Below are 25344 nucleotides of genomic sequence, written 5' to 3'. Positions count from 1 at the left end.
AACTAATGTAATAAGTTTTGAAAGTAAAAATAAACTTATATTAAAGCGATGACTCCGGCATTGAAGAAAAACAACCAATAATAAATCGATACTTCATTGTGCTTAACCCAAATAGCGCGCCGACAACCCATTCAGAATTTAAAACCTTAAAGTTTGGAGTAATTATTATGAGCACCAACGATCTGTTATTGAGCCCGTTCACCCTGCCCAATGGTACTGAGTTGAAAAACCGTATTCTGATGGCTCCCATGACCACCTGCACAGGTTTTTATGACGGCACCGTTACCAGCGAACTGGTTGAATACTACCGGGCCCGCGCCGGCAGTATTGGCACTGTGATTGTCGAATGCTGTTTTATCGATGATAAGGGCCTGGCATTCCCCGGTGCTATTGGTATAGACAATGACAGCAAGATTGACGGCCTGGCAAAAATTGCCGCAGCGGTGAAATCTCAGGGCTCGAAAGCGCTTTTGCAGATCTATCATGGTGGACGCATGAGCGAGCCCAAACTGATTGGTGGTCAGCAACCGGTCGCGCCAAGTGCGCTGGCGGCACCGCGTGACGGCGCTGCCACGCCGGTGGCACTGACGGCAGATGAAGTAGACGAGATGATCACTAAATTCGGTGAAGGTGTGCGTCGTGCGATAGAAGCCGGTTTTGATGGTGTGGAAATTCACGGGGCGAACACTTACCTGATCCAGCAATTCTTCTCGCCGAACTCCAACCAGCGTGACGACAAATGGGGTGGCAGCCGCGAAAACCGCGCCCGCTTCCCGCTGGCGGTGCTGGATATCACTCATGCGATGGCGAAGAAATACGCCAGTTCTTCATTTATCATCGGCTACCGTTTCTCACCAGAAGAGCTGGAAGAACCAGGGATCCGTTTTGCTGACACCCTGTATCTGCTGGAACAGCTGGCCGCGCGTGGGCTGGATTACCTGCATTTCTCACTCGGTTACTCGCTACGTCCTTCTATTGTGGATACCACTGATGCGACGCCATTGATCGATAAATATATCGCGATGCGATCAGACCGGCTTGCACAAATTCCGGTGATGGGTGTCGGCGGGATCGTCAACAAATCCGACGCTGATCTGGCGCTGGCACATGGCTATGACATGATCGCTATCGGTAAAGCGTGCATTGCGTATCCGGACTGGACCGACCGTATTACCGCCGATCAGAAAATGGACTTGTTCATCGACAGCACACAACGCGAAGCACTCACCATTCCGGAACCGTTATGGCGTTTCTCTCTGGTAGACGCGATGATCCGCGACATGAGCATGTCCTCTAAGAAATTCAAAGCCGGTGTGTTCCGTGAAAAGGTACAGGATCCGGCTCATGAACTGGCGGTCAGTGTCAGTCTGGAAACTGATCGTATTGCTGATATCTTGCTGGAAGCAGGCACCGACCCGGATGTGGAATTTACCACCAGCTTTGAAATCATCCGTACCCGTATTCTCGATGCCAACAGCCCGCATGTGGATGCCGTCACGGGGGCGACCGAGCAGAGCGAAGCGGTGAAAAAAGCGGTTTCCAAAGCGATCGCTAAATCCTGCAAAGCACAGCTGCTGGAAGAGGGCGGCGATGTGTCGGGGCCGCAAACTTATGATGTCGTGGTAGTCGGCAGCGGCGGTGCCGGTCTGGCCGCAGCGATCCAGGCGTGTGACGAAGGCGCGAAAGTGCTGATCGTTGAGAAAATGTCGACCATTGGCGGCAACACCATCAAAGCCTCGGTGGGCATGAACGCCGCCGAAACCCGCTATCAGCGTCTGAAAGGCATCGAAGACAGCAAAGAGCTGTTCTATCAGGAAACCCTGAAAGGCGGCCAGTTCAAAAACAATACCGTGCTGCTGAAAGAGTTCATCGAACATGCACCGCTGGCGGTGGAATGGCTGGCCGATCACCACATTGAGCTGAGCGATATCACGATTACCGGTGGTATGAGCATCGACCGTACGCACCGTCCGGCGGACCGCAGTGCCGTGGGTGGCTTCCTGATCAGCGGGCTGGTGAAAAATCTGAATAAACGCAATATCGACGTGATGCTTGATACCTCTGTTACCGAAATACAGTACAGCAACGGCACGGTGCAAGGTGTTGAATTGCTCAATGATGACAACGAAGCGCTGACGATTCATGCCAAAAGCGTGATCGTCGCGACCGGTGGTTTTAGTGCTAACCGCGAAATGGTGGTGAAATATCGTCCTGAGCTGGACGGTTTCGTGACCACCAATCATAAAGGGGCGACCGGCAGCGGTATTGCCATCCTGCAAAATATTGGCGCAGGAACGGTTGATATGGGCGAAATTCAGATCCACCCGACAGTGGAACAAACCACTTCTTATCTGATTTCAGAAGCCATTCGTGGTGGCGGTGCGATTCTGGTCAGCCAGGCGGGCAAACGCTTCTTTAATGAGATGGAAACCCGCGACAAAGTCTCAGCCAATATTATCGCCTTGCCGGAAAAATACGCGTACGTGGTGTTTGATGAGCAAATTCGTATGAATAACAAAGCGGCAGATGAATACATCGCGAAGGGTTTTGTTATCAGCGCCGGGTCACCACGCCAGCTGGCGGCGAAACTGGAAATGAACTCCGATGCCTTCCTGGCAACGCTGGAAAGCTACAACGTCGCCGTAGATAAACAGGACGACGCAGAGTTTGGCCGTAAAACCGCGCTGCGCCACCCGATCAATCAGGGGCCGTTCTACGCTATCCGTATCGCACCGGGGGTCCATCACACTATGGGGGGCGTGACCATCAACACTGACACTTGCGTGCTTGATGCGCAACAACAGCCGATCGGTGGTGCATTTGCGGCGGGCGAAGTGGTCGGCGGTATACACGGTGGCAACCGTATCGGCGGTAATGCCGTTGCAGATATCATTATCTTCGGTATTCTTGCAGGGCAAAATGCCGCGAAATTCGCAATGCGGTAACCGATTATCACCCAGGGATTTTCAATGACGCCAGACGATCGTATCTATGCTTATTCCGCTGTTTTGATGGGTTCGCCCGTTCTTCTCAAGCTGTTTGAACATGACGAAACTCTGGCGTCTGGCGTTTTCCGGCTGATTAAACAGCAGGAAAACATCTTCACGGTGAACCGTCCGCACTCCGATATTATGGCGATTAACCATGCCGCAGGACGTGACCCTGTCACGGTCAGCGCGCCTGTTTTTGAATTAATCCGTCGCGCTAAAGCCATCAGTTGCCTGCCGGACAGCAGTTTCAATTTCACCATCGGCCCGCTGGTTAAACGCTGGAAAATCGGTTTCAGCGGTCACAGTATCCCGGCCGCGCATGATTTACAGACCCTGCTGTCGCTGACCGATCCTGAAGACGTGATCCTTGATGAACAGACCCGTTCGGTCTTCCTGCAAAAAACCGGCATGGAGATCGACCTCGGCGCAATTGCTAAAGGTTATATCGCGGATGTCGTGCGGGATTACCTGCGGGAACAACAGGTTGATAATGCCTTAATCAATCTGGGGGGGAATGTGCAAACCTTGGGTGACGGTACGGAAGGCGCCTGGGCGATTGGGCTGAAAAAACCTTTTTCCGATCCGGATGCCCTGATTGGCGTGATCAATGTCATCGGTAAATCGGTGGTGACATCCGGTGTTTATGAGCGTTATTTCGAACTGGACGGCCACTGTTATCACCATATTCTTGATCCCAAAACCGGGTATCCGCTGGATAACGAACTGCTCAGCGTCACCATTATTTCTGAGGACTCAATCGACGGGGATATCTGGACGACATTGCTGTACGGAATGGGGGTGGAGAAAAGCCTGGCTTCTCTGACAAAAATCCCACACATCGAGGCGATTTTTGTGACCCGTGACGGTCAGATTATTTTGCCATCGCAGCGGCAGTTTACCTTCACGCCGCTGGATGACAGTTACCGTATCATCGCTTACTGACCGCTGATTATTACTGACAGTACTGTTTCAGCAACGAATAATGATCGGCCTGCAGACGGTAGCGATATACCGGCCTGCCGGTGACGCCGTAATGAATGCTGGTGAACAAAATGTTCATCTGGGCAAGCCAGATCAGGTATTTACGGCAAGACACGCGCGAAATATTCACTGACGTTGCCAGTTCATCCGTAGAGAATTCCATCGTCGGATGGGCGTCAATCCACTGGCATAACGTCCGTAATGTTTGCAGCGTTAAGCCTTTCGGCAGCTTTTTGGTGTCCGCCGCTGCAGGATTGCTGCCATGGATGAGCCGGTCAACGTCTGACTGTTCGTAATACTGCTGATTATCCATCAGCGTTTTCTTTTGCTGCCAGCCGGTCAGTGCTTCCTCAAAACGGGAAAACTGGAACGGCTTAATCAGATAATCGACCACGCCATAATTAAGCGATTTTTTGATGGTTTCTGCATCCGCAGCGGAAGAAATGACAATCACATCGACAGGCCGGCGGGCGTTACGCAGTTCAGGCAGTAAATCCAGCCCGTTATCCTGCTGCATATAGACGTCGAGCAAAATCAGGTCGATAGGCAGTGCTGAATTAAGCACCAGATCTTTCGCCTGTTGCAGGGTCGACGCAGTGCCGCAGCATGTGAAACCGTCAATCTGGCCGACATAACACCGGTTCAGCTCTGCCACCATGGCATCATCATCAACTATCAGTACATTGATCAAGTACTTGTCCTCTTGCCATCCCAGGGAAGTTGTACAAAAAATTGGGTATAAACATCGGGTTCCGATTCTACAGTCACCGTTCCGCCAAGGCTTTCCACTTGCTGTTTAGCGAGAAAAAGCCCCATGCCCCGCTGTTCGCCTTTCGACGACACACCCTTTTCGAATATTGCGTCAATATTTTCCGGCTGAATGCCCGGCCCGTCATCGCTGACGATGCAGGCCAGCGAGCCATTCTGATAGTGCAGCAAGACGCTGACTTCACCATCAGACTGATCGCCAAGCGCATCCAGCGCATTTTCAATCAGATTGCCCAGCACGGTAATCAGTGCCGCCACCTGATCTTCGTTATTATTGTCCGGCAGTAAACTGTCATCGCTGAGCGTTAACAAATGCCGTGTGTCCGATGCGCGGTTAATCTTGCTGAGCAGGAAACCGGCAATCACCGGAGACTTGATTTTCAGCAGCAGCGAACCGATTTCCGCCTGATAATTATTGGCGGTTTTGAGAATGTAATCTTCAAGCTGAGCATAGCTTTTCATATGCAGTAATCCGAGGATCACATGCAGCTTGTTCATGAATTCATGCGAACGCTCACGCAACGAATCTGCATAGTTTACCATGCCGCTCAGACGCTGCATCAACTGGCTGACTTCTGTTTTATCCCTGAACGTACAGATCGCGCCAATAATCACGCCGTTGTTGCGTACCGGTACGGTATTGCTCAGCAGCAGACGTCCCTTGAAATTGATTTCTTCGTCACGGCGCGGCACGCCGGTATTGAGAACACCGCGCAGGTTGGCGATAAGGGGCAGGGAATCCGCATCCGGTTCCACGTCGATGGCGGTTTCGCGGAAAGTTTGCCGGGCCGTCTGGTTAATCAGCGTGACATGCGCCTGATCGTCGACGGCGATCACGCCTTCTTTGATCGACTGCAACATCGCCTGACGCTGTTCAAACAATGTCGAAATTTCATAAGGTTCAAGCCCGAACAAAATGCGTTTAAGCAATTTCACCAGACAGTAAGTACCCAGTGCACCCACTATCAGGCCAAAAAGTACTGTCCACAGAATACTCCAGCGGCTTTTATTGATTTGCTCCGTGACTTTGACCAGTGAAATTCCAATGGCGACCACGCCGATTTGCTTATGGTGATCATCATAAACCGGCGTGAATACGCGCAATGCTTTGTCCAGCGTACCTTTGTTAATTGAGACATTTTCGTTGCCGAGCAGCGCCGGATTGATGTCATCGCCGATAAAATGATGACTGATCACATCCGCATTCGGATGCGAGTAACGGATGCCGTCCATGTCAGTGACCACGATAAACAGCAGGTCATTGCGTTTTTGCACCGCACTGGCGATAGGCTGAATAATATTACTGTCAGGGGGCAGCAGCAGGGCGCGTTTTGTTTCGGGCAAATCAGCCATGGTTCTGGCGACGGCCAGAGCTTTATCTTTCACGCCATCACGGGTGGTGTCGCTCACCTGAACAAAATAAAGCATATGGACAACCAGCAACACGGACGCAATCACGGCGCTTATCATCAGGCTGACTGACGTGCTGAGTTTCATGGGGTGCTTGCGCACGGAATGGCGTTGCTGCGAGTCGCTCATGGGAGCCCCGGAGAGAGTAGAGCCAAATGCTCATTGTTGATTTTGATAGTCCGCGTTGTTCATCCGGCAATATGGCATTGAACACTGCATGAACCCACCCTGTTCACGCATAATGATATGTTTATTTGACTGATATTTCCGCTATTTATTACTTTCGAAAGTGAGATTAGCGCAGCGGGCATCTGAATAAAAAAGGCCTGAATCTCTTCAGGCCTCATGTTCATTATCCGGCTTTCTTCTTACTGGAAATAAATATCGCCGTTTTCGGCTTTGAGGATCTTCCCGTCGGTGTCGGTGATCAACGCATAACTTCCGCCGATGTAAGTCCAGTGGCTGCCCGCATCCGGAGCAGGCAGGTGACGTTCCTGCCAGCCGACGATTTCATACGGTTTGGTGCGGTAGAGTGCAGGGACCTGATCGCCGATAGAATACAATTTGGAATCATCGTAGAACGATTTGATCTCATGGGAGTTTGACGCTGCAAATGCCGGATTAGCCAGGGGTAACAACGATGAAACAACCAGGGCTGATAACATAACAATTTTAGAATGACGCATAGATTATCCCGTTAAAACCATCAACTTAATGCCAGCCTCGATGATCTGCCGCCAGTCCGTTTTATGAGCGGTAAAGCCGAAGCCTGTGCTTTTTCTGTAGGACAGGATAATAACGAGAAAGTGAGCGCAGGCTGGGGAATTTTTTTGTGTCGAAATGCAAATCAGGTTGAGTATTTACTAAACCCGCTGATTTTGTACTGAATTATTTTCATCTCTGTAAACTTTTGAGACACATTATCTCTGTCGCTTTCCTCTTGAAAATAAAAGTATTAGCGGCCTCTTGCTGATTTATCCTTCCCCGGTTCCGCCACTTCAGTTTAATGCCAGATATCCTTTAATAACCTTTTCCTGCAAAAGAAATCACTATGCGCAATGAACGGATTATTACCTGGTCGTTCATGACCGGGCTTGTGGTGGGTGTCATCGGGCTGGCGTATCTGCTGCTGGGCGTCTGGCTGGCGGCTATCGGCGGCTCACCCTGGTATGTGGTTTTTGGCACCGGCTATCTGATCAGCGGCATTTTTATCGCGCGCCGTCATGGCAGCGGGATCTGGCTCTATTTGCTGACATTTCTGGTTTGTTGCATCTGGTCGGTATGGGAAGTCGGCCTGGATGGCTGGCAACTGATGCCGCGTTTGTTTGTGATGGCATTGTTAGGCATCTGGTGCAGCCTGCCCTTGATCACCCGTCAGGTGATGGCAACGCGGGGCAATCACCACGCCGGTACACTGGCCGGGCTGGTGTACGTAGTGGCGATTGCGGGCATTTTTTATACTGGCTGGCAGGTGACCGGGTCACGTTTTGTGCATTATCAGCCCGTTCCCGCACAGACAGGGGCAGCACAGACCACCTCACCGGAAAGTAACGACTGGCGCTTTTATGGCCGGACAGAAGCCGGGCAGCGTTATTCACCGCTGACGCAAATTACCCCCGCTAATGTCAGCCAGCTTAAACCTGCCTGGGAGTTTCACACCGGTGATGTGATGAGGAAGGGTGAGGATAAAGCCGGACGCGAATTTAATTTCGAAGTGACCCCCATCAAAGTCGGGAATACGCTGTTTATCTGTACGCCGCACCGCGAAGTGATTGCACTCAACGCCACGACGGGCACTCAGCGATGGAAATTCGATCCTAAAACTGACACCTCAGCCAATGAGTACCTGGCGTGTCGTGGCGTGGCATACAGCCAGTCAGCCGATGATAAAATATGTCCGGAAAAAATCATCGCGACCACCAGTGCCGCGCGGATGGTAGCACTGAATGCGCAAACCGGTCAGCCGTGTTCCTCCTTTGGCGATAACGGTTTTGTCAGCCTGACTGACCATATGGGCGATGTGCCACCGGGCTTCCATTTCATTACTTCGCAGCCGATGGTGATGGACGGACACATTGTGCTGGGCGGCTGGATTTATGACAACCAGTCTACCGGTGAACCTTCCGGCGTCGTCCGGGCTTACGATGCAAATACCGGCCAGCTTGCATGGGCATGGGATATGGGCCGGGATCCGCAGAATGCACCGCTCAAACCGGGTGAGGTTTATACCCGTGGTACGCCCAACGGCTGGGGAACCTATACCGGCGATCCGAAACTGGGTCTGGTTTATATTCCGCTCGGCAATGCGACGCCGGATTATTACGGTGCCGGACGCCGTCCGTTTGACGAAAAATATTCGAGTTCTGTTGTCGCGCTGGATATTCAGACCGGTGAGGAACGCTGGCATTTCCAGACGGTGCATCACGATGTCTGGGACTTTGATGTACCGATCGGACCGACGCTGGTGGACTTGCCCTCGCCGGACGGGACGACGGTGCCGGCGCTGGTGCAGACCACCAAAATGGGACAGCTGTTCCTGCTCGACCGGCGTACCGGAAAACCGCTGGCGCAGGTAAACGAAAAACCGGTGCACACCTCTCCCTCTTTGCCGGGCGAACATCTTTCGCCAACGCAGCCGGATTCTGCCGGCATGCCCAATCTTTCTCCGCCAGATTTGAAAGAAACTGACGCGTGGGGCGCAACACCCATTGATCAGTTGTATTGCCGGATCCAGTTCAAAAGTGCGCGCTATCAGGGACAGTTCACCCCGCCAGCGGAGGGTAAATCCATTGCTTATCCGGCCTTCGATGGTGTCATGGACTGGTACGGTGCTTCGGTAGATCCGATCCGCCATGTGCTGATTGCCAACACCAGTTACATCCCGTTCACAATGGAAGTGAAAAAATCAGCCGATGCGATCAAGGAAGGGCTGATGCACAAATGGGCCGGATGGAACAGTAATCAGCCTTATCCCAAACCCAAAGAGTTCTCCGTTGGCCCGCAATATGGCACGCCGTGGGCGGCCATCGTCAAACCGTGGCTGGGCTTTCTGCAGGCACCGTGTAATGCGCCACCGTGGGGAAAACTGGTTGCGGTTGATCTGACCACCCGAAAAATTGCCTGGGAAAGACCGGCGGGAACCACCAGAGACATGAACATTTTCGGCACACATACTAATGTGCCATTGCCAACAGGCATTTTCATGATGGGCGGTAATGTTATTACTCAAAGCGGGCTGATTTTCACCGGAGCCACGGCAGACAACTATTTCCGCGCATTCGACGAAACGACGGGTAACGAACTCTGGCGTGCGCGACTTCCGGCGGGGGGGCAGGCGACGCCGATGACATATACCGGCGATGATGGACGACAGTTTGTGGTGATTGCCGCCGGCGGACACGGCGGGCTGGGGACGACGTCCGGTGATGCGCTGGTGGCGTATGCATTACCTGCAAGATAGTTTTGACTCCGGAATGCGGGATATTCAGAACAGTCTGATGATGCCCACAGGCTGCCCAGGATGGTCTATTTTTAAGGTTCCTTCATTTCTAAAATAAGGAGTGTTTATGAACAATAAAACAATCCCAACATCCCTCAATGAACCTCATGTTGATGCGTATCCGACCCCCCCGTTTGAGCATCAGAAACAACCCTTCCCCGGGCTGGCCAGCAAAATGAATCCTGTCCCCGATCACGGCGAAAAAACCTACAAAGGCAGTGCCCGGCTGGAGGGTCGTAAGGCGCTAATCACCGGCGGTGATTCCGGAATTGGCCGTGCGGTGGCGATCGCGTTCGCCCGCGAAGGTGCGCAGGTCGCCATCAATTACCTGCCCGACGAAGAGGCCGATGCCAAAGAGGTGGTCGATCTGCTGTGGGCAGAAGGGCGGAAAGTGGTCGCCATTCCGGGGGATATCCGCGATGAAAAATTCTGTCAGCAACTGGTGAAGGAAGCGCAAGAAAAGCTCGGCGGGCTGGATCTGCTCGTCAATAATGCCGGTCGTCAGCAGTTCTGTGATTCGATTAAGGATCTGACCACCGAGGCATTTGACGCCACGTTCAAAACTAACGTGTACGCCATGTTCTGGATAACTAAAGCGGCGCTGGAATTCATACCGCGCGGCGGTGCGATCATTAACACGACTTCGGTTCAGGCGTTTTCACCGAGTGATAATTTGCTCGATTACTCCTCCACCAAAGCCTCGATCATGGCTTTCACCAAAGCGCTGGCCAAACAGCTGGCGAATGACGGAATTCGGGTGAACGGTGTTGCGCCGGGGCCGTACTGGACGCCGTTACAAATTTCCGGCGGACAGCCTCAGGAAAAAATCGAATCCTTTGGTCAACAGGCACCGCTGAAACGTCCGGGGCAGCCTGCGGAAATCGCCCCGTTGTACGTGACGCTGGCCTCAAATGAAAACAGTTATGCCTCAGGGCAGGTCTGGTGTTCTGATGGCGGTACCGGCACGGTCTGATTACCGGTCGGAAACGCCAAAGCCCGTCATATGACGGGCTTTTTTCATTCAGGCAAACATCTGCCAGTGCTGCTGGTATTGCCCCGTCATACATCATTACGCTGCTAATGAATTCGTCATAACTCTTCATCTTTACTAATCTTTTACAGGTACGCCTGAGGGGGGCCGCGCTTTTAACGCGGTCAGCTATGGATAAGTTAAGGAGAAGAACATGCAAACGCAGCCGATTTCAGCGCGCCGGGGTGTCGCAACGGCGCTGTACGAATTGTTAAATCCCATTCCTCTTGGTTTCTTTGTCGCGGCCTGGATCTTCGACATCCTCTATATGAAGACTTTCATCACGATGTGGACTGACGCTGCCAGCTGGCTGATTGTGCTCGGGCTGATCATTGCCATTATTCCCCGGCTGATCAACGTGGTGCAGGTATGGGCAGGGCGCCAAACGCCTGCCGGTTCGCCGTTAAAAACCCATTTCTGGCTGAATCTGGTGGCCGTGGTGCTGGCTATTTTCAATGCCTTTATTCACAGCCGTGATGCTTATGCGGTTGTACCAATGGGAGTCACGCTTTCTTCGCTGGTGGTGGTGTTGCTGCTGGTGGGAAATGTCCAGCTCGCGTTACGTGCACGCACAGTATAAGGAGATAAGACCATGAAAAATCACCAACGCGCGTTACTCGCACTGACGCTCGTCGCATTACTGAGCAGTTGTGATGACAGTTCACAAATCGACCCGAAGAAACAAACCGGTGCGGATCCTGAACTGCCGAAAGCGCAAAACTTCCTGCTGCCACCCATGAAAGTGCCACAAGGCATACCGTGGAAAAACGGTGAAATGCCGAAAGTGGCGGACGGGCTAAAGATCGAAAAAATCGCGGAAGGGCTTAAGCACCCGCGTCAGGTGTATGTGTTGCCGAATAACGATGTGCTGGTTGCGGAATCTAATGGTCCGGCGAAAAAACTCATCTTCAGGCCGAAAGAGTTAATTATGGGGATGGTGCAGAAATCCTCCGGTAAAGGCGGCGAAGGCGGTAACCGTATTACGTTGCTGCGCTATACCGGCGGTAAATGGGAGAAACATCCGTTTATTGCCCGTGTAAATTCACCGTTCGGTATTCAGCTGACCGGTAATACGTTATGGGTCGCCAGCGCGGACAGCCTGATTAAATACCCTTATCAGCAAGGTGAAACGCAGATCACCGCACCGGGTGAGGTGGTGACAGCATTGCCAGGCGGGCCTATCAACCATCACTGGACTAAATCCCTGCTGGCGAGTCCGGACGGCAGCAAATTGTACGTCGGGGTCGGTTCCAACAGCAATATCACTGAAAACGGTATCGGTGCAGAAGACCGGCGCGCGGCCATTCTGGAAGTGGATGCCGCAACCGGTGCCAGCCGTATTTACGCCAGCGGATTGCGCAATCCGACCGGTCTGCAATGGGAGCCACAAAGCGACAAGCTGTGGGCAGTGGTTAATGAACGCGACGAAATCGGCTCCGACCTGGTGCCCGATTACATGACCTCTGTGCAAGAGCACGGTTTCTATGGCTGGCCTTACAGCTACTACGGACAACATGTGGATGAGCGCGTCAAACCACCGCGTCCGGATCTGGTCGAAAAAGCCATCAAACCGGATTATGCCATTAGTTCACATGTTGCCCCGCTCGGGTTGCTGTTCTATACCGGCGACAATATGCCGCAATATCGCGGTGGCGCGTTTGTGAGTGAACACGGCAGCTGGAACCGCAAACCGCTGAACGGTTATCAGGTGATGTGGGTAAAATTTGAAAATGGTAAACCCGTCGGGCTGCCACAGCCGGTGGTGACCGGATTCCTCACCGATGATCAGAAACATGTTCGCGGTTTACCGGTCGGACTGGCAATGGATAAACAGGGCGGAGTGCTGATCGCCGACGATGCAGGTAACAGCATCTGGCGTGTCAGCAAGGCGGAGTAAATGCGGAGTATTCCTATTTTTAAAAGGCAAGGGCTGCAGGCTCGCGAAGAAGATAAAGCTGGCTATGATTAATGCATCTGTACCTCGCTACAGATAACCACTGCTTTTTATTATTCCTGTCTGTGTGATTGCCCGCTGTTTGCCTGCGGGCTTTTTTTTGCCTGCAATGTTTTGATAGGGAATGAGTTCAGAATTAGCAATAAGATTATTCCAATTATGCTATATTTGAAGGATTCACTTTCCTTTTGTGCAGAGCGCATCACATGCCGGATATTAATATTGTTTGCGAGCAATGCGGATCAGATCGTTTCGTCGCCGCAGTGAATACGCCCCTGGCAGAAACCGTACATTCTCTGGTTTGCGCCGCATGTCAGCATCCCGTGCCTGTAGATGAGGTCGTTATTTTCAGGGAAGGCATGTATATCAGCGGTTCCTATGACACCTTTCCTACTGAACCCGGTAAATTGTATGATTACGATATCTGCCGGTTCAAACCGCTTAACCGGCAGATACTTCTCTAGAAACGCCGCACGGACAGCGACAGTAAGCGGGGGGGGCCGTGTTATTCATCTCCCGCTTCTTCATGCTGATTGTTTATGTCCCCCCGTCCTGCAATTTTCTTATTTTATTGGCTGACTTCAGAGACTGATTGAGATCCTGGATGCGTTTCATGGTTTTCATGGTTCGCGATGCGGTGGCCGAGGCAACGGATAAAATCAGCATTTCCAGACACACCAGTACCGTACCATGGAGTGGCATTCTGCCATTCTCACCCCCGCGCGGAATAGTGATGACAATGTCAGCCTGTTTCGCAAAAAAAGAATCACTGGCGTTGGTCAGTAAAATGAGGGGGATACTCAGACGCTTTGCTTCCTGTATTGACGTTCTGCCCTCGCGATGAGCACTCTTCTGCGCCATCATGATCAGGACATCACCCCGCTGCAGATTGATCAGTTGTTCCGCCAGCGCAATGCCTGAGCGGTTAAGTGACACTGCGGGAATGCCGATTCGGGTAAAGAGCCTGGCGCTGTAGTCCGCTAAAATACCGGAAGCGTTCAGACCAAACACCGCCACCTGACGTGCATTAATCAGCAAGGCGATAGCCTCAGAAATAGCCTGACGGTTAGCTGGCTGCGCCAGCTTGTCACAGGCACGCTTATGCCCGTCAAGAACGAAGTCGATGCCCGAATTGATATCACTGGCCAGCTCACTGACCGTGGTAATCATTTTCTCTTCTGAATTAACCGCTGTGCCAAACCAGGCTTCCAGCGTTTTCTTCATATCGCGTAAACCCGCAAAACCGAGCGCCTGAACGGCGCGGACTACAGTGGCATCTGAAACCTCTGTCGCGGTTGCAATATCCATTGCTGTTGCTTCCAGCACCGATTCACGATGGTTGTATATATAAGACGCAACGGCTTGTAAGCCGGGGGAAAGTGAGGAGATACGTGCACGGTAACGTTCACCGAAGACATCAATACGTTTTTTTACCGGAGTCGCCGCCATTTGTTTTTACCGATCCTTGTCGTTTTTACCCTTTACCCGGTTTTATCATATTCACAATGTAGTGTTTTTATGAATAAAAATATTCACATTCTTATGCCCCTGAGCAATGTTTTGTGGGCGATATTAAATAATTTATATTTAAATTTTTTATTAAACAATGAGTTATAAAGTGTAATTCTGTTGCTGATGACAGGGTGTGGCGTTTTTTGATGTAGCAAAATTCTGAAACATATCATTTACTACTACATCTCCGCATGTTGGAATGATTATCAATTGCATTACGGCGGTTTTCCTTTGCCGGATCAGAATAACAACATTAACCGGACAGGTCAGGAGCGTTAACCGGACACACTGTGTGTCTGTCGTTACTGGTATGTCCGGAATTTCTTTACGGAAAAAGACGTCATTTTTAACACCGGGTTCATTGAAATGAAGAATAACACGCTGTTTGATTTTAAAAGAAAAGACCACCCAGCCATTTTAGCTGCGATTTATGGTGTCGTGATGCTGACACCTGTTACAGGATATTCAGCGGGGGAAAGCGATACGTTAACGATCACCGGGCCGGGAGTTGACGATCAATCATATAGCGCCGGAACCAGTTCTGTTGCCAGTAAAACGCCCACCTCGCGTCTTAACGAGGCACAGTCAGTCAGTGTGGTAACCCGGCAACAACTGGACGACTATCAGGCCACAAACCTGGCTGATGCGATGCATTTTGTCAGTGGTGTCAGTGAGGGGAATACTCTCGCAGGTACGGAAGATGGATTTGTCCGCCGTGGATTTGGTTCCAACTCTGATGGCTCCGTTTATCGCGACGGCGTGCGCAGCAGCCAGGGTCTCAATTTTGATGCCACTACCGAACGTGTTGAAGTGTTAAAAGGTTCAGCATCATTGCTCTACGGGATCCAAAATCCCGGCGGTGTCATTAACCTTGTCAGTAAAAAGCCGCAGTATGACTGGCACACAAAAGTCAGCGGACGTTACGCCAGTGAAGGCGGCGGGGCAGGGACAGTCGATGTCACCGGTCCGCTTGGCAATGGTTTTGCCGTGCGCATGATTGCGGAAAAACAAGATCAGGATTACTGGCGTAATTTTGGCAGCGATAAGCACACGCTGATTTCGCCGTCACTGCAATGGTATGGCGAAAAGGCCAGTTTTCTGATCAGCTATTCAGATTACCGCTACGATATACCTTATGATCGCGGAACCGCTTTTATTAACGGTAAGCCTATCGATATCGGCTATAAAAACCGGCTGGATGATAAATCAAACCGTGCCTGGGGCCATAATAAAACGCTCAACGCTCACTATGACTGGCAGTTCAGCGATGACTGGAGTACTCGTCTGACGCTTGGCTGGAACCAGCGCCGCTACAATAATGACGAGGTCAGGGTGACGGCGGTGAACACCACCACCGGCGCCGTGACGCGCAGGGCGGATGCCAACCGCGGTTTTAACCATAAGACCAAATACGTTTCCTGGGATCTGCTGGGTACGCAGGACATTCTGGGCATGAATCATGATCTTGTGCTGGGTACAGACTATGAGATGAACCAGACGTATCGTGCACATCAATACCAGGGAAAAGCCAACAGCAGCTTTAACTATTTTGATCCGCAATATGACATTCTCTCCCCGGTCGCCAACAGCACCACTGAGAATACGGCTAATGGCAATAACCTGAACCGGATCCACAGCCGGTCGGTTTATGCAAAAGACAGCATTTCACTGACATCAGACTGGATTGCGGTCGTGGGTGGCCGCTATCAGCACTATGAGCAACGTGCTTCAAAAGGCTTTGATCCGGTTGTTCAGACACTGGATTCCGAAGGGAATAAGTTTTTGCCACAGGCCGGTCTGATTTATAAAGTCACGCCCGATGTGTCTTTATACAGCAGCGTCAGTAAATCCTTTACCCCCTCAACGGATGTCGATGATGATGGCAATGTCGGAAAGCCTGAACAGGGCACCACCTGGGAAGTGGGCAGTAAATGGCAGATTACGCCACGCATGTTTGCCAGCGTGGCGCTTTACCGCATCGATGAACGTGACATGTCACTGAGCATTAACGGCGAAACACGCGCCATTGATAAAGCGCGTTCCAGCGGAGCAGAGTTTGAACTGAATGGTGAAATCTTTCCTGACTGGGAAGTCAGTGCCAGTTACAGCTATGACCAGGCCAAAATTGTGGATGATGGTGAAAATTCAGCGAATAACGGCAACCGCTTACAAAATGCGCCGCGTCATTCGGGTGCGCTCTATCTGAGCCATAATCTGGTGATTAACGGCCTGCCGGGAGATTTCCGTATCGGTGGCGGTGCGCGTTATGTGGGGAGCCGGGCGGGAGACCCGGAAAACAGTTTCACGCTGCCTGATTATATTGTGGCTGACAGCTTTGTTGCATGGAATAACCGTCTGTTCGGGGAGAAGACACAGCTTAAACTCAACCTGAATAATCTGTTTAACAAACATTATTACACGTCCAGCGGCGGTAACCTGCGCGTACGTGAAGGTGAAACCCGTAATCTTATGGTGCAGGCAAGTGTTGAATTCTGATCGGCGGTTTTTGCCGCGCGCGCATCTGATGCGCAAATACAGTGTCATGACGATGGTTTTTATGCTGCTGGCACTGACGGGCGTCGGTGTGCAGGCACGCACCGTCATCGATATCGACGGTAACCCGGTGAACATTCCCGATAATCCGCAACGTATCGTGCTTGGCGAAAGCCGGATGCTTTATACGCTGGCCCTGCTGGAAACCGGTGACCCTGTGAAACGGGTTGTCGGCTGGCCACTCGATTTGAAGAAATATGACCGCCAGACCTGGAATATTTTTGCCCGGCGTTTTCCGCAGATGTTGGCGATTCCGTCGCTGGGGTTGGGCGGAACAAATGATATGAACCCTGAAAAGGTGCTGGCGCTCAAACCGGATCTGGTGATCCTGCCCAGTCTTGCGCGCTATGACGATGCAGATTTGCGTCTTAAAGAGATGCTCAACGCGGCGCATATTCCGGTAGTGAAAATCGATCTTCGTGTCCATCTGCTGAAAAATACTCAGCGCAGTGTGAATATTCTGGGCGAAGTGCTTAACCAGACTGCACGGGCTCAGGCGTTTAATCATTTTTATGATGCGCATATGCAGGTCATTCATGATCGGCTGGCCACTTATTCCGGCCATAAACCGACGGTGTTGCTTCAGTTACATCTTGGACGACGCAATGAATGCTGTGTGACTGCTGTGAAAGGTAGCCTGGGTGAACTGCTCAATTTTGCCGGAGGGGATAATATCGCCGGAAAAACAGTGCAAGGGGTCTTTGGCCGGCTGAATGAGGAAACGGTCATCATGGCGCAACCTGAGGTTTATTTCGCCACAGGGGCCGGTTCCGCTGAAGATCAGAATGATTTGAAACTGGGGCCTGGAATCACACCGGAAATAGCCCAGCAAAGTCTGCGGGAACTCACCGCCAGACAGAACGGATTGCGGGAACTTAAAGCGCTGCATAACGGCCACACCGGGATGATATGGCAAAATTTCTACCTCAGCCCGTGGCATGTTGCCGCCACCGAGTTTATGGCAAAAGCCCTTTATCCTGAACTGTTTGCGGATATCGAACCTGAACAGACGTTAAAACAACTCTTTCACGATTACCTGCCCATACCTTATAGCGGCACCTATTTTGCTCACGGTAGCCTGTGAAAGAGAATGCATTTCTCTCATGCGGATTTTTTCGTAAATTGACCTGCCATGTCCGTTTTTTTGCCGCTATAAAATCTGTAAAAGTGGACATTAGTCGACTTTTCCTCTAAAACTTCTGCGGTTAATGCCAGACAATACCGGTATTCAGCAATCAAATAATAACCGCTGAATGCTTAAGAGCGGCTGCAAGACAGCCGCCGGGCAAGAGTATTCACAACGATTACGACAGACTTTCTCTGGAGAATTTATGCATTCCTCTGTTAATAAAAACGAAAGCCGGACTTTCTTCGGCCATCCTTATCCGCTCGGCTCATTGTTCTTCACTGAAATGTGGGAGCGGTTCTCGTTTTATGGCATCCGTCCCTTACTTATCCTGTTTATGGCGGCGACGGTTTACGACGGCGGCATGGGGCTTGCACGCGAAAACGCCTCGGCTATCGTCGGTATATTTGCTGGCTGTATGTATCTGGCGGCACTGCCGGGGGGCTGGCTGGCAGATAACTGGCTCGGGCAGCAGAGGGCGGTCTGGTACGGATCGATTCTGATTGCGCTCGGCCATCTGTCGATCGCGCTTTCCGCTTTCATGGGCGACAGCCTGTTTTTCATCGGCCTGATGTTCATTGTTCTCGGCTCAGGCCTGTTCAAAACATGCATCTCGGTTATGGTGGGCACACTGTATAAAAAAGGTGATGCGCGTCGTGACGGCGGTTTCTCATTGTTTTACATGGGTATCAATATGGGGTCGTTTATCGCGCCGCTGATCTCCGGCTGGCTGATAAAAACGCATGGCTGGCACTGGGGCTTTGGTATCGGGGGAATCGGTATGCTGGTGGCGCTGATTATCTTCCGCCTGTATGCCGTGCCTTCCATGAAACGTTACGACAGCGAAGTAGGTCTGGATTCGACCTGGAACAGTCCGGTTGCTAAGAAAAACGGCGTGGGTGCCTGGCTGCTGGTACTGGCTGCGGCTGTGGCAGCCATCGTTGCGCTGATCTCGCAGGGGGTGATCGTCATTAACCCGGTTGCCGTCGCCAGCGTGCTGGTGTACGTAATAGCGGCGTCAGTTGCCCTCTATTTTATCTATCTGTTCCTGTTTGCCGGACTTAACCGCAAAGAGCGCGCCAGACTGCTGGTGTGTTTCATTTTGTTAGTTTCGGCAGCCTTCTTCTGGTCTGCGTTTGAACAGAAACCGACTTCATTTAACCTGTTCGCTAACGACTATACCAACCGGATGATCGGCGATTTCGAAATTCCTGCCGTCTGGTTCCAGTCTATTAATGCACTGTTCATTATCCTGCTGGCGCCGGTATTCAGCTGGGCATGGCCGTTGCTGGCGCGTAAAAATGTGCGCCCGAGTAGCATCACCAAGTTTATCATTGGTATTTTGTGTGCGGCAGCGGGCTTCGGGATCATGATGATGGCTGCCCAGAACGTCCTGGACAGCGGCGGAGCAGGCGTATCACCCTTATGGCTGGTGGGAAGCATTTTGATGCTGACGCTCGGCGAGCTGTGCCTGAGCCCGATTGGACTGGCGACGATGACGCTGCTGGCACCGGAAAGAATGCGCGGTCAGATGATGGGCCTGTGGTTTTGCGCCAGCGCGCTGGGGAATCTGGCGGCCGGTTTGATTGGCGGGCATGTAAAAGCCGATCAACTGGATATGCTGCCTGATCTCTTCGCACGTTGTTCCATTGCGTTGCTGATCTGCGCTGCGGTACTGTTCATCCTCATTATTCCGGTGCGAAGAATGCTGGAAAATACCGGATCGAAGACAGAGCAAAAAAACGTAACGCATGCCTGATCGCGGATGATGTGATTTTCGAATACTGATAAGAACCAATAAGGCCGGGATGATGACCGGCCTTATTTTTAGATTTTCAGGATGCATTGATTTACAATGGGCTTACGATTTCAGTGCGCATAATCATGATTATGTTAAATTGCGGTGCATTCAGCGCAATGATTGCTTTGACCGCCCCCTTTTTCAATAAGTCTTCATGATCTTTAATGGCAAAAATGTTTTCAATTGTCTGATTTGTGATGAAGTACATCCCTCATTGGCTTTGATGATTTACACTTACGCTATGCTTAAGATATAACTTTTCTTTTAAATACTGCGACGCAAGCCATTTTATACAACAGGGTTTTTAAATAATGGAAGATGCTTTTGCCGGGAATATAAAAAAACCAGTGCTGAAATTTTAGCCATCATCATCCTTTATCTTATCTTTACCCTGTCCCCTTATATACTGACAAGTTTCTTTGTCATCGGATTTGATGCTTCAATCATCGTTATGCTGAATCATGGGCATAGCTACCCTGGCGTCATTATTACCTCAGGGTAGCTTAAAATAATTTTAACTAGTTATTACCAGTGGCATTGCCCGTTGACGCTGTTAGCATTTGAGTCGCCACCAAAAGCGCCGCCACGGCCGCCATTATCAGAAAGGCATTTTCCGGCATTTTTAGCCACACCGACCGCCATTTTCCCCGGGTTTGGAAAGCCTTTGGCGAGTGCACCAAAAACACCATTAGCGCAGTCAACAGTTCCCGGGCCTCCGTATATATGCGTAGGTGCATTCTGAGCCATATGACTCCAGGATGATTGGTTGTGCTGGGTATTTCTGCTGCTGCCGCCCTCATAATTAGAGTTAGCGTTTCCGCCTGCAACTAAAGCTAATTCAGATTGAGAAAGTTCCTTTATCATTTTTTACCCTCGTAACGGTTATTTTTTTCTGCTATTGATTTGGTCTCCACCAGAAAAACAATTAGCAGGGATACTGACACTTGCAGAAGCAGTGAAACTTTAGAATTCCCACTATCCCTATATATGACTACTCCACCCGGGAAATGAAATAGAAGCCAACCAACAATATGAGGACAAATATTTTCTTCAGCCGCACATCAACTTCGCAGTGAAAGGTACAAAACAGTTATACGCTCAAAGGTAAGCTTTTTGTCAGTTTTATTGCTTTTAGTTACATTTGATTTCACTTTGTTAACTATTTATCCATTTATCTTCATTTTTTCTCCTTCTTTTTATGATTTAAAAAAACATTTCATTTCATTCAATCCTTTGTTTTTAAAAGTTTTTTCTCCTTTACTAAGCGAAATGTAGATAATGCAAACCAGCGGTATGCTAAAACAAACGCTTGCCGGAGCAGGACCAGAGCGTGGCATAATAAAGGTGACTACTCACCTCCCCGCACGCTAACGAAGGACAGACCGTGTTTCGCCAGGAAGCGATTGATAATCAGAAAATGAAATGGCGTGGCCGGGCGCTGCTCCTCCCTGGAATTCCGTTCTGGGTCACTGCGTTATTATGTCTTTTGTTTATTACAATCTTCCTCACCTTTGTCATCGCCGCAAATTACACCCGCAGAGTCAACGTGACCGGCGAGATCAGCACCTACCCGCGCGTGGCTAACGTCTATTCCGCCGTTCAGGGCGTGGTAGTCAAAGAATTTGTCACGGAAGGACAGATAATCAAGGCTGGGACTCCTATCTATCAGATAGATGTGAGTAAAAGTACCCGCAGCGGCGTGGTCAGCGATAACCAACGCCGGGACATCAATAATCAGCTTGAACGCATTTCACAAATCATCAGCCGGCTGGACAGCAGTAAACAAGACACTGTCGGGATGCTGGAGAAACAAAAGGCCCAATATATCGCCGCTTTCCAGCGCTCCAACGACATACTCCGGCGTGCTGAGGAAGGACTCCGTATTATGAAAGAGAATATGGAGAACTACCGGCAATATCAGACAAAGGGGCTTATCAATAAGGATCAACTCACCAATCAGGTGGCGCTCTATTACCAGCAACAAAACAATCTGTTGGGCCTCACCGGGCAGAACGAGCAAAACGCCCTGCAGATCACTGCTCTTGAAAGCCAAATCCACACTCAGGCCGCTGAGTTTGATAACCAAATTTATCAGATGGAACTCCAGCGCTACGAACTGCAAAAAGAACTGCTCAATATCGATGCAGGCGGGGCAATCATCGTCCGCGCACTGGTTGACGGTCGCGTAGACTCTCTTAGCGTCACGGTAGGACAGATGGTCAACGTCGGCGACAGTTTGCTGCAAGTCATCCCACCCAATATTGATCATTACTCCCTGATACTTTGGGTACCTAATGATGCTATTCCCTATATTTCCACAGGCGACCGGGTCAACATTCGTTATGAAGCTTTTCCGGCGCAAAAGTTTGGGCAGTTTGCCGGCACGGTGTCAGTGATTTCGAAAGCACCGGCTTCATCTCAGGAAATGCTGACCTATCAGGGGGCCCCGAAAGCTGCTTTGACCTCGGCAGTCCCTTACTACAAAGTGATCGTCAGACCCGAAAAACAGACCATCATGTACAGTGGTAAACGTCTGAACCTGGAAAATGGTATGAAGGCGGAGAGCACACTATTTTTGGAAAAAAGGAAGATATATCAGTGGATGTTGTCACCGTTCTACGACATGAAACACAGCGCGTCGGGGCCGGTCAATGAATAGACTCTCTGTCAAGAAACTGCTCGGCCAGCTTGATATACGATTGCGGCAACGCGTGCCGCTAGTCCATCAAACGGAATCTTCTGAGTGCGGCCTCGCTTGCCTGGCGATGCTTTGCGGCCACTATGGTATGAATATTGATCTGATCGCACTGCGCCAGCAGTTCAACCTCTCGGCGCGTGGTACTACGTTGTCCGGTTTAACCGGTATGGCCGAACAACTGGGCTTGTCGTCACGCCCTTTGTCACTGGATATGGAAGATCTCGGTGCGCTAAAATTGCCATGCATACTGCACTGGGAGTTTAACCATTTTGTCGTTCTGGTGAGCGTCAGGCGTAATCACGTGGTCATACATGACCCCGCCCGGGGCCGCAGAATCATCAACATGGCAGAGGTGTCGCACAGTTTTACCGGCGTAGCACTTGAAGCCTGGCCAGGCGCTGCATTCAAAGCACATACCGTGCGGAAACGGCTCAGTCTGAGTACGCTGATGGGCAGCGTATATGGCCTTAAAGGTACGCTAGGCAAGATTTTTTGCCTGTCACTGGTGATTGAAACCATCAACCTTGTGATGCCGGTTGGTACACAACTGGTGATGGATCATGCGATCCCTGCAGGCGATCGCGGACTGCTGACGTTAATCTGCGCGGGGCTGTTATTCTTTATTCTGTTGCGGGCCGCAGTCAGCATGGTACGCGCCTGGTCTGCACTGGTCATGACGACGCTCATCAATGTTCAGTGGCAATCCGGGTTGTTTAACCACTTATTGAAGTTACCTCTGGGCTATTTTGAACGTCGCAAACTGGGGGATATCCAGTCACGTTTCGGATCGCTGGATGCATTGCGCAGCACCTTCACCGCCAGTATTGTCGGCGCCATCATGGACATGATTATGGTGGCCGGCGTGCTCGTGATGATGATTTTGTACGGAGGTTGGTTAACGTGGGTCGTCATGGCCTTCACCGCCGTGTATGTACTTCTCCGTCTGCTGACCTACGGTTATTACCGGCAGCTTTCAGAGGAGTCTTTGGTCAGAAATGCCCGTGCCGGTTCCTATTTCATGGAGACGCTGTACGGCATCGCCACAGTAAAAATGCAGGGGATAGCAGAAAGACGCAGTGCCCACTGGCTCAACCTCGAAATCGATACCATCAATACCGGGATCCGCGTTACGAAGATGGACATGCTGTTTGGCGGCATCAACACCTTTGTCTCAGCCTGTGATCAGGTGGTGATCCTGTGGCTGGGTACCAGTCTGGTAATAGACAACCAGATGACTATCGGTATGTTCGTTGCATTCGGCGCTTTTCGCGGGCAGTTTTCCGACAGAATTGGCTCACTGACCAATTTCCTGCTGCAATTGCGTATGATGAGCTTGCACAATGAACGCATTGCCGATATTGCCCTGCATCCGCAGGAAAATCGTAAGCCGGACATCCCTTATGAGGCTCGTTTACAACCCGTTTCGCTGGCAACACATGCATTGAGTTACCGTTATGACAGTCAGTCTCCACCCATTTTTAACGGGTTAGACATCACTATCGCGCCCGGAGAAAGTGTGGCTATTGTTGGGCCGTCCGGCTCAGGAAAAACCACCTTGATGAAGGTATTGTGCGGGCTGTTTTATCCTGATAACGGCAGGGTCGAGGTGAACGGTATCGATATTCAGCAGTTGGGTATCAATAACTATCATAAAATGATCGCCTGCGTAATGCAAGATGACAAGCTATTTTCCGGCTCCATCCGGGAAAATATCTGCGGCTTTGCGGACGAAGTGGATGAAGCCTGGATGCAGGAATGTGTCCGCGCCAGCTACCTGGATACCGTCATTAAGCAAATGCCCATGGGCTATGAAACCCTGATCGGTGAATTAGGAGAGGGACTATCGGGGGGGCAAAAACAACGACTGTTCCTTGCCCGCGCGATTTACAAGAAGCCTGCCGTCTTGTTCTTAGATGAAGCGACCAGCGCGCTGGACAAGGAAAGCGAGGCGATGGTGAATCTCGCGATCAAAGCACTGGACATCACAAGGGTTATCATTGCGCACCGCGAGACAACGATAGCATCGGCAGACAGGGTGATTTATCTGGAATAAAGGTCTGTGTTTGCCGTGTGCAGTGAGTTGCCTGCCTGGGCTATCCGGACGGATCGGGGTCTGGATTCACCTCTCAGGATGTACTGCGAAGCGTGCGGTGATGGTCTTCCCGTATGTGTTCATCCGGCGTTTCGGCAGTATCCGCAAAGCCATTATGACTGTTAAAACCACCCCGATGAACCGGGGCTGATTTTATAAGGGTCATATCTTTTGCCATTGCACCGAAGGTGATGAAGATAAAAAGTACGGCAAAACTTAACCTTGGTTTCATGCATTTCTCCTCTTACTTCACAGTATGTCCTTATCCTAAAGTCCTCTGAGTAAAACTCCGTCAATACGCGTGAATTTTAATAACTTATCTGTAACACCATCCCAATGGCTGGGATATCAGTTGTCAAAGAATAATGAGTCGCTGGTCAGGTCCGGATGCCGAACCTGAACCGCCCTAAAACTAAAAACCGTGCCCCGTGAGTTCCCGTTTGTTAATTTTCACGGGCCGGGTCACGCTGTTATCCAGAATGATATGCCAGCAGCTACTGTTGGCCGAAGGCTGTAGCGTCATATGCCACCTTGCATCGCCACCCTCACCCGGACCTGCCTTCCGGTGAGGCCCGGCAATGACTTTCAGGGTTCCTCTGCAGTAGGCATTGTTCAACTGACTGTCCAGCCTGCAGGCTTTCTCTATCAGAACTGATGTATAGTTTTTGCTGAACCGTCCGTCTTTCTGCCAGTTGGTCGTCCAGTTGGCTAATGAAAAAGACATAGCTATCTCCAGTAGTGGCATTGCGATACGGAAGTATATCGAAATGCAGGTTATACAGGCCTGATGCAGTGACTCAGGTGTTGCAAAAATCGCAATGAATGATGTTAAAAAGTATTTTCTGCCTTCCATTAATGAAATCAGCAGTAGTAACAGTGAAAATTCTCTCGGATATTACCCTTCAAAATTCCAGTTTGATATTTTCTTAC

The 25344-nt window shown here is 50.8% G+C and carries 19 protein-coding genes; 12 read left to right on the top strand and 7 right to left on the bottom strand.

Translation table 11 applies throughout. From position 1 onward, the window contains the following. Positions 1 to 167: 167 nt before the first annotated feature. Together J1781_RS08775 and J1781_RS08770 are read left to right on the top strand one after the other, a co-directional pair. Entirely contained in the window at positions 168 to 2945 is a 2778-nt protein-coding gene (locus J1781_RS08775) for an NADH-dependent fumarate reductase (protein ID WP_217158550.1), read from the top strand. A 24-nt stretch (positions 2946 to 2969) separates the two neighbouring features. Continuing rightward, complete coding sequence (locus J1781_RS08770) at positions 2970 to 3932, top strand: FAD:protein FMN transferase (protein WP_217233451.1); 963 nt, start codon at positions 2970 to 2972, stop codon at positions 3930 to 3932. A gap of 10 nt (positions 3933 to 3942) precedes the next feature. On the opposite strand, the gene dcuR is transcribed toward J1781_RS08770, so the two are convergent. The 3 genes from dcuR to J1781_RS08755 all read right to left on the bottom strand — a co-directional run bounded on the left by dcuR (position 3943) and on the right by J1781_RS08755 (position 6835). Next, on the bottom strand, positions 3943 to 4662 hold the full coding sequence (gene dcuR / locus J1781_RS08765; RefSeq protein WP_129953599.1) for a two-component system response regulator DcuR: 720 nt from the start codon (positions 4660 to 4662) through the stop codon (positions 3943 to 3945). Beyond that, positions 4659 to 6278 (bottom strand): sensor histidine kinase, encoded by a 1620-nt coding sequence (locus J1781_RS08760; RefSeq protein WP_129953598.1) that lies wholly within the window; start codon positions 6276 to 6278, stop codon positions 4659 to 4661. The genes dcuR and J1781_RS08760 overlap by 4 nt, the downstream gene beginning before the upstream one ends. Before the next feature lie 239 nt (positions 6279 to 6517). Next, the gene (locus J1781_RS08755; RefSeq protein WP_129953597.1) at positions 6518 to 6835 is read right to left on the bottom strand and encodes an RcnB family protein; all 318 of its coding nucleotides are present in this window, start codon (positions 6833 to 6835) and stop codon (positions 6518 to 6520) included. Between the two features lie 365 nt (positions 6836 to 7200). Between J1781_RS08755 and J1781_RS08750 the strand changes: the two genes are divergently transcribed. From J1781_RS08750 to J1781_RS08730, 5 genes are all read left to right on the top strand, one after another. Then, complete coding sequence (locus tag J1781_RS08750) at positions 7201 to 9609, top strand: membrane-bound PQQ-dependent dehydrogenase, glucose/quinate/shikimate family (RefSeq protein WP_129953596.1); 2409 nt, start codon at positions 7201 to 7203, stop codon at positions 9607 to 9609. 106 nt (positions 9610 to 9715) lie between these two features. Beyond that, positions 9716 to 10621 carry an SDR family oxidoreductase gene (locus J1781_RS08745; protein WP_129953595.1) on the top strand — a complete coding sequence of 302 codons (906 nt, stop codon included), beginning with the start codon at positions 9716 to 9718 and terminating at the stop codon, positions 10619 to 10621. 211 nt (positions 10622 to 10832) lie between these two features. Continuing rightward, on the top strand, positions 10833 to 11258 hold the full coding sequence (locus J1781_RS08740) for a DUF2231 domain-containing protein (protein ID WP_129990993.1): 426 nt from the start codon (positions 10833 to 10835) through the stop codon (positions 11256 to 11258). 12 nt (positions 11259 to 11270) lie between these two features. Further along, a complete protein-coding gene (locus tag J1781_RS08735; protein ID WP_217233450.1) occupies positions 11271 to 12575 on the top strand; it encodes a PQQ-dependent sugar dehydrogenase in 1305 nt (434 codons plus the stop codon). A 263-nt stretch (positions 12576 to 12838) separates the two neighbouring features. Beyond that, on the top strand, positions 12839 to 13096 hold the full coding sequence (locus J1781_RS08730) for a hypothetical protein (RefSeq protein WP_129953592.1): 258 nt from the start codon (positions 12839 to 12841) through the stop codon (positions 13094 to 13096). 73 nt (positions 13097 to 13169) lie between these two features. Here J1781_RS08730 and J1781_RS08725 read toward each other — a convergent pair whose 3' ends face one another. Next, complete coding sequence (locus tag J1781_RS08725) at positions 13170 to 14081, bottom strand: MurR/RpiR family transcriptional regulator (protein ID WP_217233449.1); 912 nt, start codon at positions 14079 to 14081, stop codon at positions 13170 to 13172. 429 nt (positions 14082 to 14510) lie between these two features. On the opposite strand from J1781_RS08725, the gene J1781_RS08720 reads away from it, so the two are divergent. The 3 genes from J1781_RS08720 to J1781_RS08710 all read left to right on the top strand — a co-directional run bounded on the left by J1781_RS08720 (position 14511) and on the right by J1781_RS08710 (position 19582). Beyond that, complete coding sequence (locus tag J1781_RS08720; RefSeq protein WP_129953590.1) at positions 14511 to 16640, top strand: TonB-dependent siderophore receptor; 2130 nt, start codon at positions 14511 to 14513, stop codon at positions 16638 to 16640. Between the two features lie 46 nt (positions 16641 to 16686). After that, the gene (locus J1781_RS08715) at positions 16687 to 17781 is read left to right on the top strand and encodes an ABC transporter substrate-binding protein (RefSeq protein WP_217233454.1); all 1095 of its coding nucleotides are present in this window, start codon (positions 16687 to 16689) and stop codon (positions 17779 to 17781) included. Positions 17782 to 18028: 247 nt separating this feature from the next. Further along, positions 18029 to 19582 carry a peptide MFS transporter gene (locus tag J1781_RS08710; protein WP_217233448.1) on the top strand — a complete coding sequence of 518 codons (1554 nt, stop codon included), beginning with the start codon at positions 18029 to 18031 and terminating at the stop codon, positions 19580 to 19582. A 567-nt stretch (positions 19583 to 20149) separates the two neighbouring features. On the opposite strand, the gene J1781_RS08705 is transcribed toward J1781_RS08710, so the two are convergent. Next, the gene (locus J1781_RS08705) at positions 20150 to 20488 is read right to left on the bottom strand and encodes a hypothetical protein (RefSeq protein WP_129953588.1); all 339 of its coding nucleotides are present in this window, start codon (positions 20486 to 20488) and stop codon (positions 20150 to 20152) included. 520 nt (positions 20489 to 21008) lie between these two features. On the opposite strand from J1781_RS08705, the gene J1781_RS08700 reads away from it, so the two are divergent. Beyond that, entirely contained in the window at positions 21009 to 22283 is a 1275-nt protein-coding gene (locus J1781_RS08700) for an HlyD family secretion protein (protein WP_129990997.1), read from the top strand. Beyond that, the gene (locus tag J1781_RS08695) at positions 22276 to 24375 is read left to right on the top strand and encodes a peptidase domain-containing ABC transporter (RefSeq protein WP_217233447.1); all 2100 of its coding nucleotides are present in this window, start codon (positions 22276 to 22278) and stop codon (positions 24373 to 24375) included. Before J1781_RS08700 ends, J1781_RS08695 begins: the two co-directional genes overlap by 8 nt. A 73-nt stretch (positions 24376 to 24448) precedes the next feature. Here the strand turns inward: J1781_RS08695 and J1781_RS08690 are convergent, their stop codons facing one another. Both J1781_RS08690 and J1781_RS08685 read right to left on the bottom strand, forming a co-directional pair. Then, positions 24449 to 24646, bottom strand: a complete 198-nt coding sequence (locus tag J1781_RS08690) for a hypothetical protein (RefSeq protein ID WP_129953585.1) — start codon at positions 24644 to 24646, stop codon at positions 24449 to 24451. 180 nt (positions 24647 to 24826) lie between these two features. After that, on the bottom strand, positions 24827 to 25138 hold the full coding sequence (locus J1781_RS08685; RefSeq protein ID WP_129953584.1) for a hypothetical protein: 312 nt from the start codon (positions 25136 to 25138) through the stop codon (positions 24827 to 24829). Between the last annotated feature and the right edge of the window lie 206 nt (positions 25139 to 25344).

The sequence above is a fragment of the Rahnella perminowiae genome, from assembly GCF_019049695.1.
Taxonomy (GTDB): Bacteria; Pseudomonadota; Gammaproteobacteria; order Enterobacterales; family Enterobacteriaceae; genus Rahnella; species Rahnella perminowiae.
This window is presented reverse-complemented; position numbering and strand designations above follow the sequence as displayed.

Coding starts and splice junctions, on each gene's coding strand:
- J1781_RS08705 (WP_129953588.1), bottom strand. CDS start 20,488: ATGATAAAGGAACTTTCTCAATCTGAATTAGCTTTAGTTGCAGGCGGA.
- J1781_RS08760 (WP_129953598.1), bottom strand. CDS start 6,278: ATGAGCGACTCGCAGCAACGCCATTCCGTGCGCAAGCACCCCATGAAA.
- J1781_RS08750 (WP_129953596.1), top strand. CDS start 7,201: ATGCGCAATGAACGGATTATTACCTGGTCGTTCATGACCGGGCTTGTG.
- J1781_RS08710 (WP_217233448.1), top strand. CDS start 18,029: ATGCATTCCTCTGTTAATAAAAACGAAAGCCGGACTTTCTTCGGCCAT.
- J1781_RS08775 (WP_217158550.1), top strand. CDS start 168: ATGAGCACCAACGATCTGTTATTGAGCCCGTTCACCCTGCCCAATGGT.
- J1781_RS08745 (WP_129953595.1), top strand. CDS start 9,716: ATGAACAATAAAACAATCCCAACATCCCTCAATGAACCTCATGTTGAT.
- J1781_RS08755 (WP_129953597.1), bottom strand. CDS start 6,835: ATGCGTCATTCTAAAATTGTTATGTTATCAGCCCTGGTTGTTTCATCG.
- J1781_RS08770 (WP_217233451.1), top strand. CDS start 2,970: ATGACGCCAGACGATCGTATCTATGCTTATTCCGCTGTTTTGATGGGT.
- J1781_RS08730 (WP_129953592.1), top strand. CDS start 12,839: ATGCCGGATATTAATATTGTTTGCGAGCAATGCGGATCAGATCGTTTC.
- J1781_RS08725 (WP_217233449.1), bottom strand. CDS start 14,081: ATGGCGGCGACTCCGGTAAAAAAACGTATTGATGTCTTCGGTGAACGT.
- J1781_RS08695 (WP_217233447.1), top strand. CDS start 22,276: ATGAATAGACTCTCTGTCAAGAAACTGCTCGGCCAGCTTGATATACGA.
- J1781_RS08715 (WP_217233454.1), top strand. CDS start 16,687: ATGACGATGGTTTTTATGCTGCTGGCACTGACGGGCGTCGGTGTGCAG.
- J1781_RS08720 (WP_129953590.1), top strand. CDS start 14,511: ATGAAGAATAACACGCTGTTTGATTTTAAAAGAAAAGACCACCCAGCC.
- J1781_RS08690 (WP_129953585.1), bottom strand. CDS start 24,646: ATGAAACCAAGGTTAAGTTTTGCCGTACTTTTTATCTTCATCACCTTC.
- J1781_RS08740 (WP_129990993.1), top strand. CDS start 10,833: ATGCAAACGCAGCCGATTTCAGCGCGCCGGGGTGTCGCAACGGCGCTG.
- J1781_RS08685 (WP_129953584.1), bottom strand. CDS start 25,138: ATGTCTTTTTCATTAGCCAACTGGACGACCAACTGGCAGAAAGACGGA.
- J1781_RS08735 (WP_217233450.1), top strand. CDS start 11,271: ATGAAAAATCACCAACGCGCGTTACTCGCACTGACGCTCGTCGCATTA.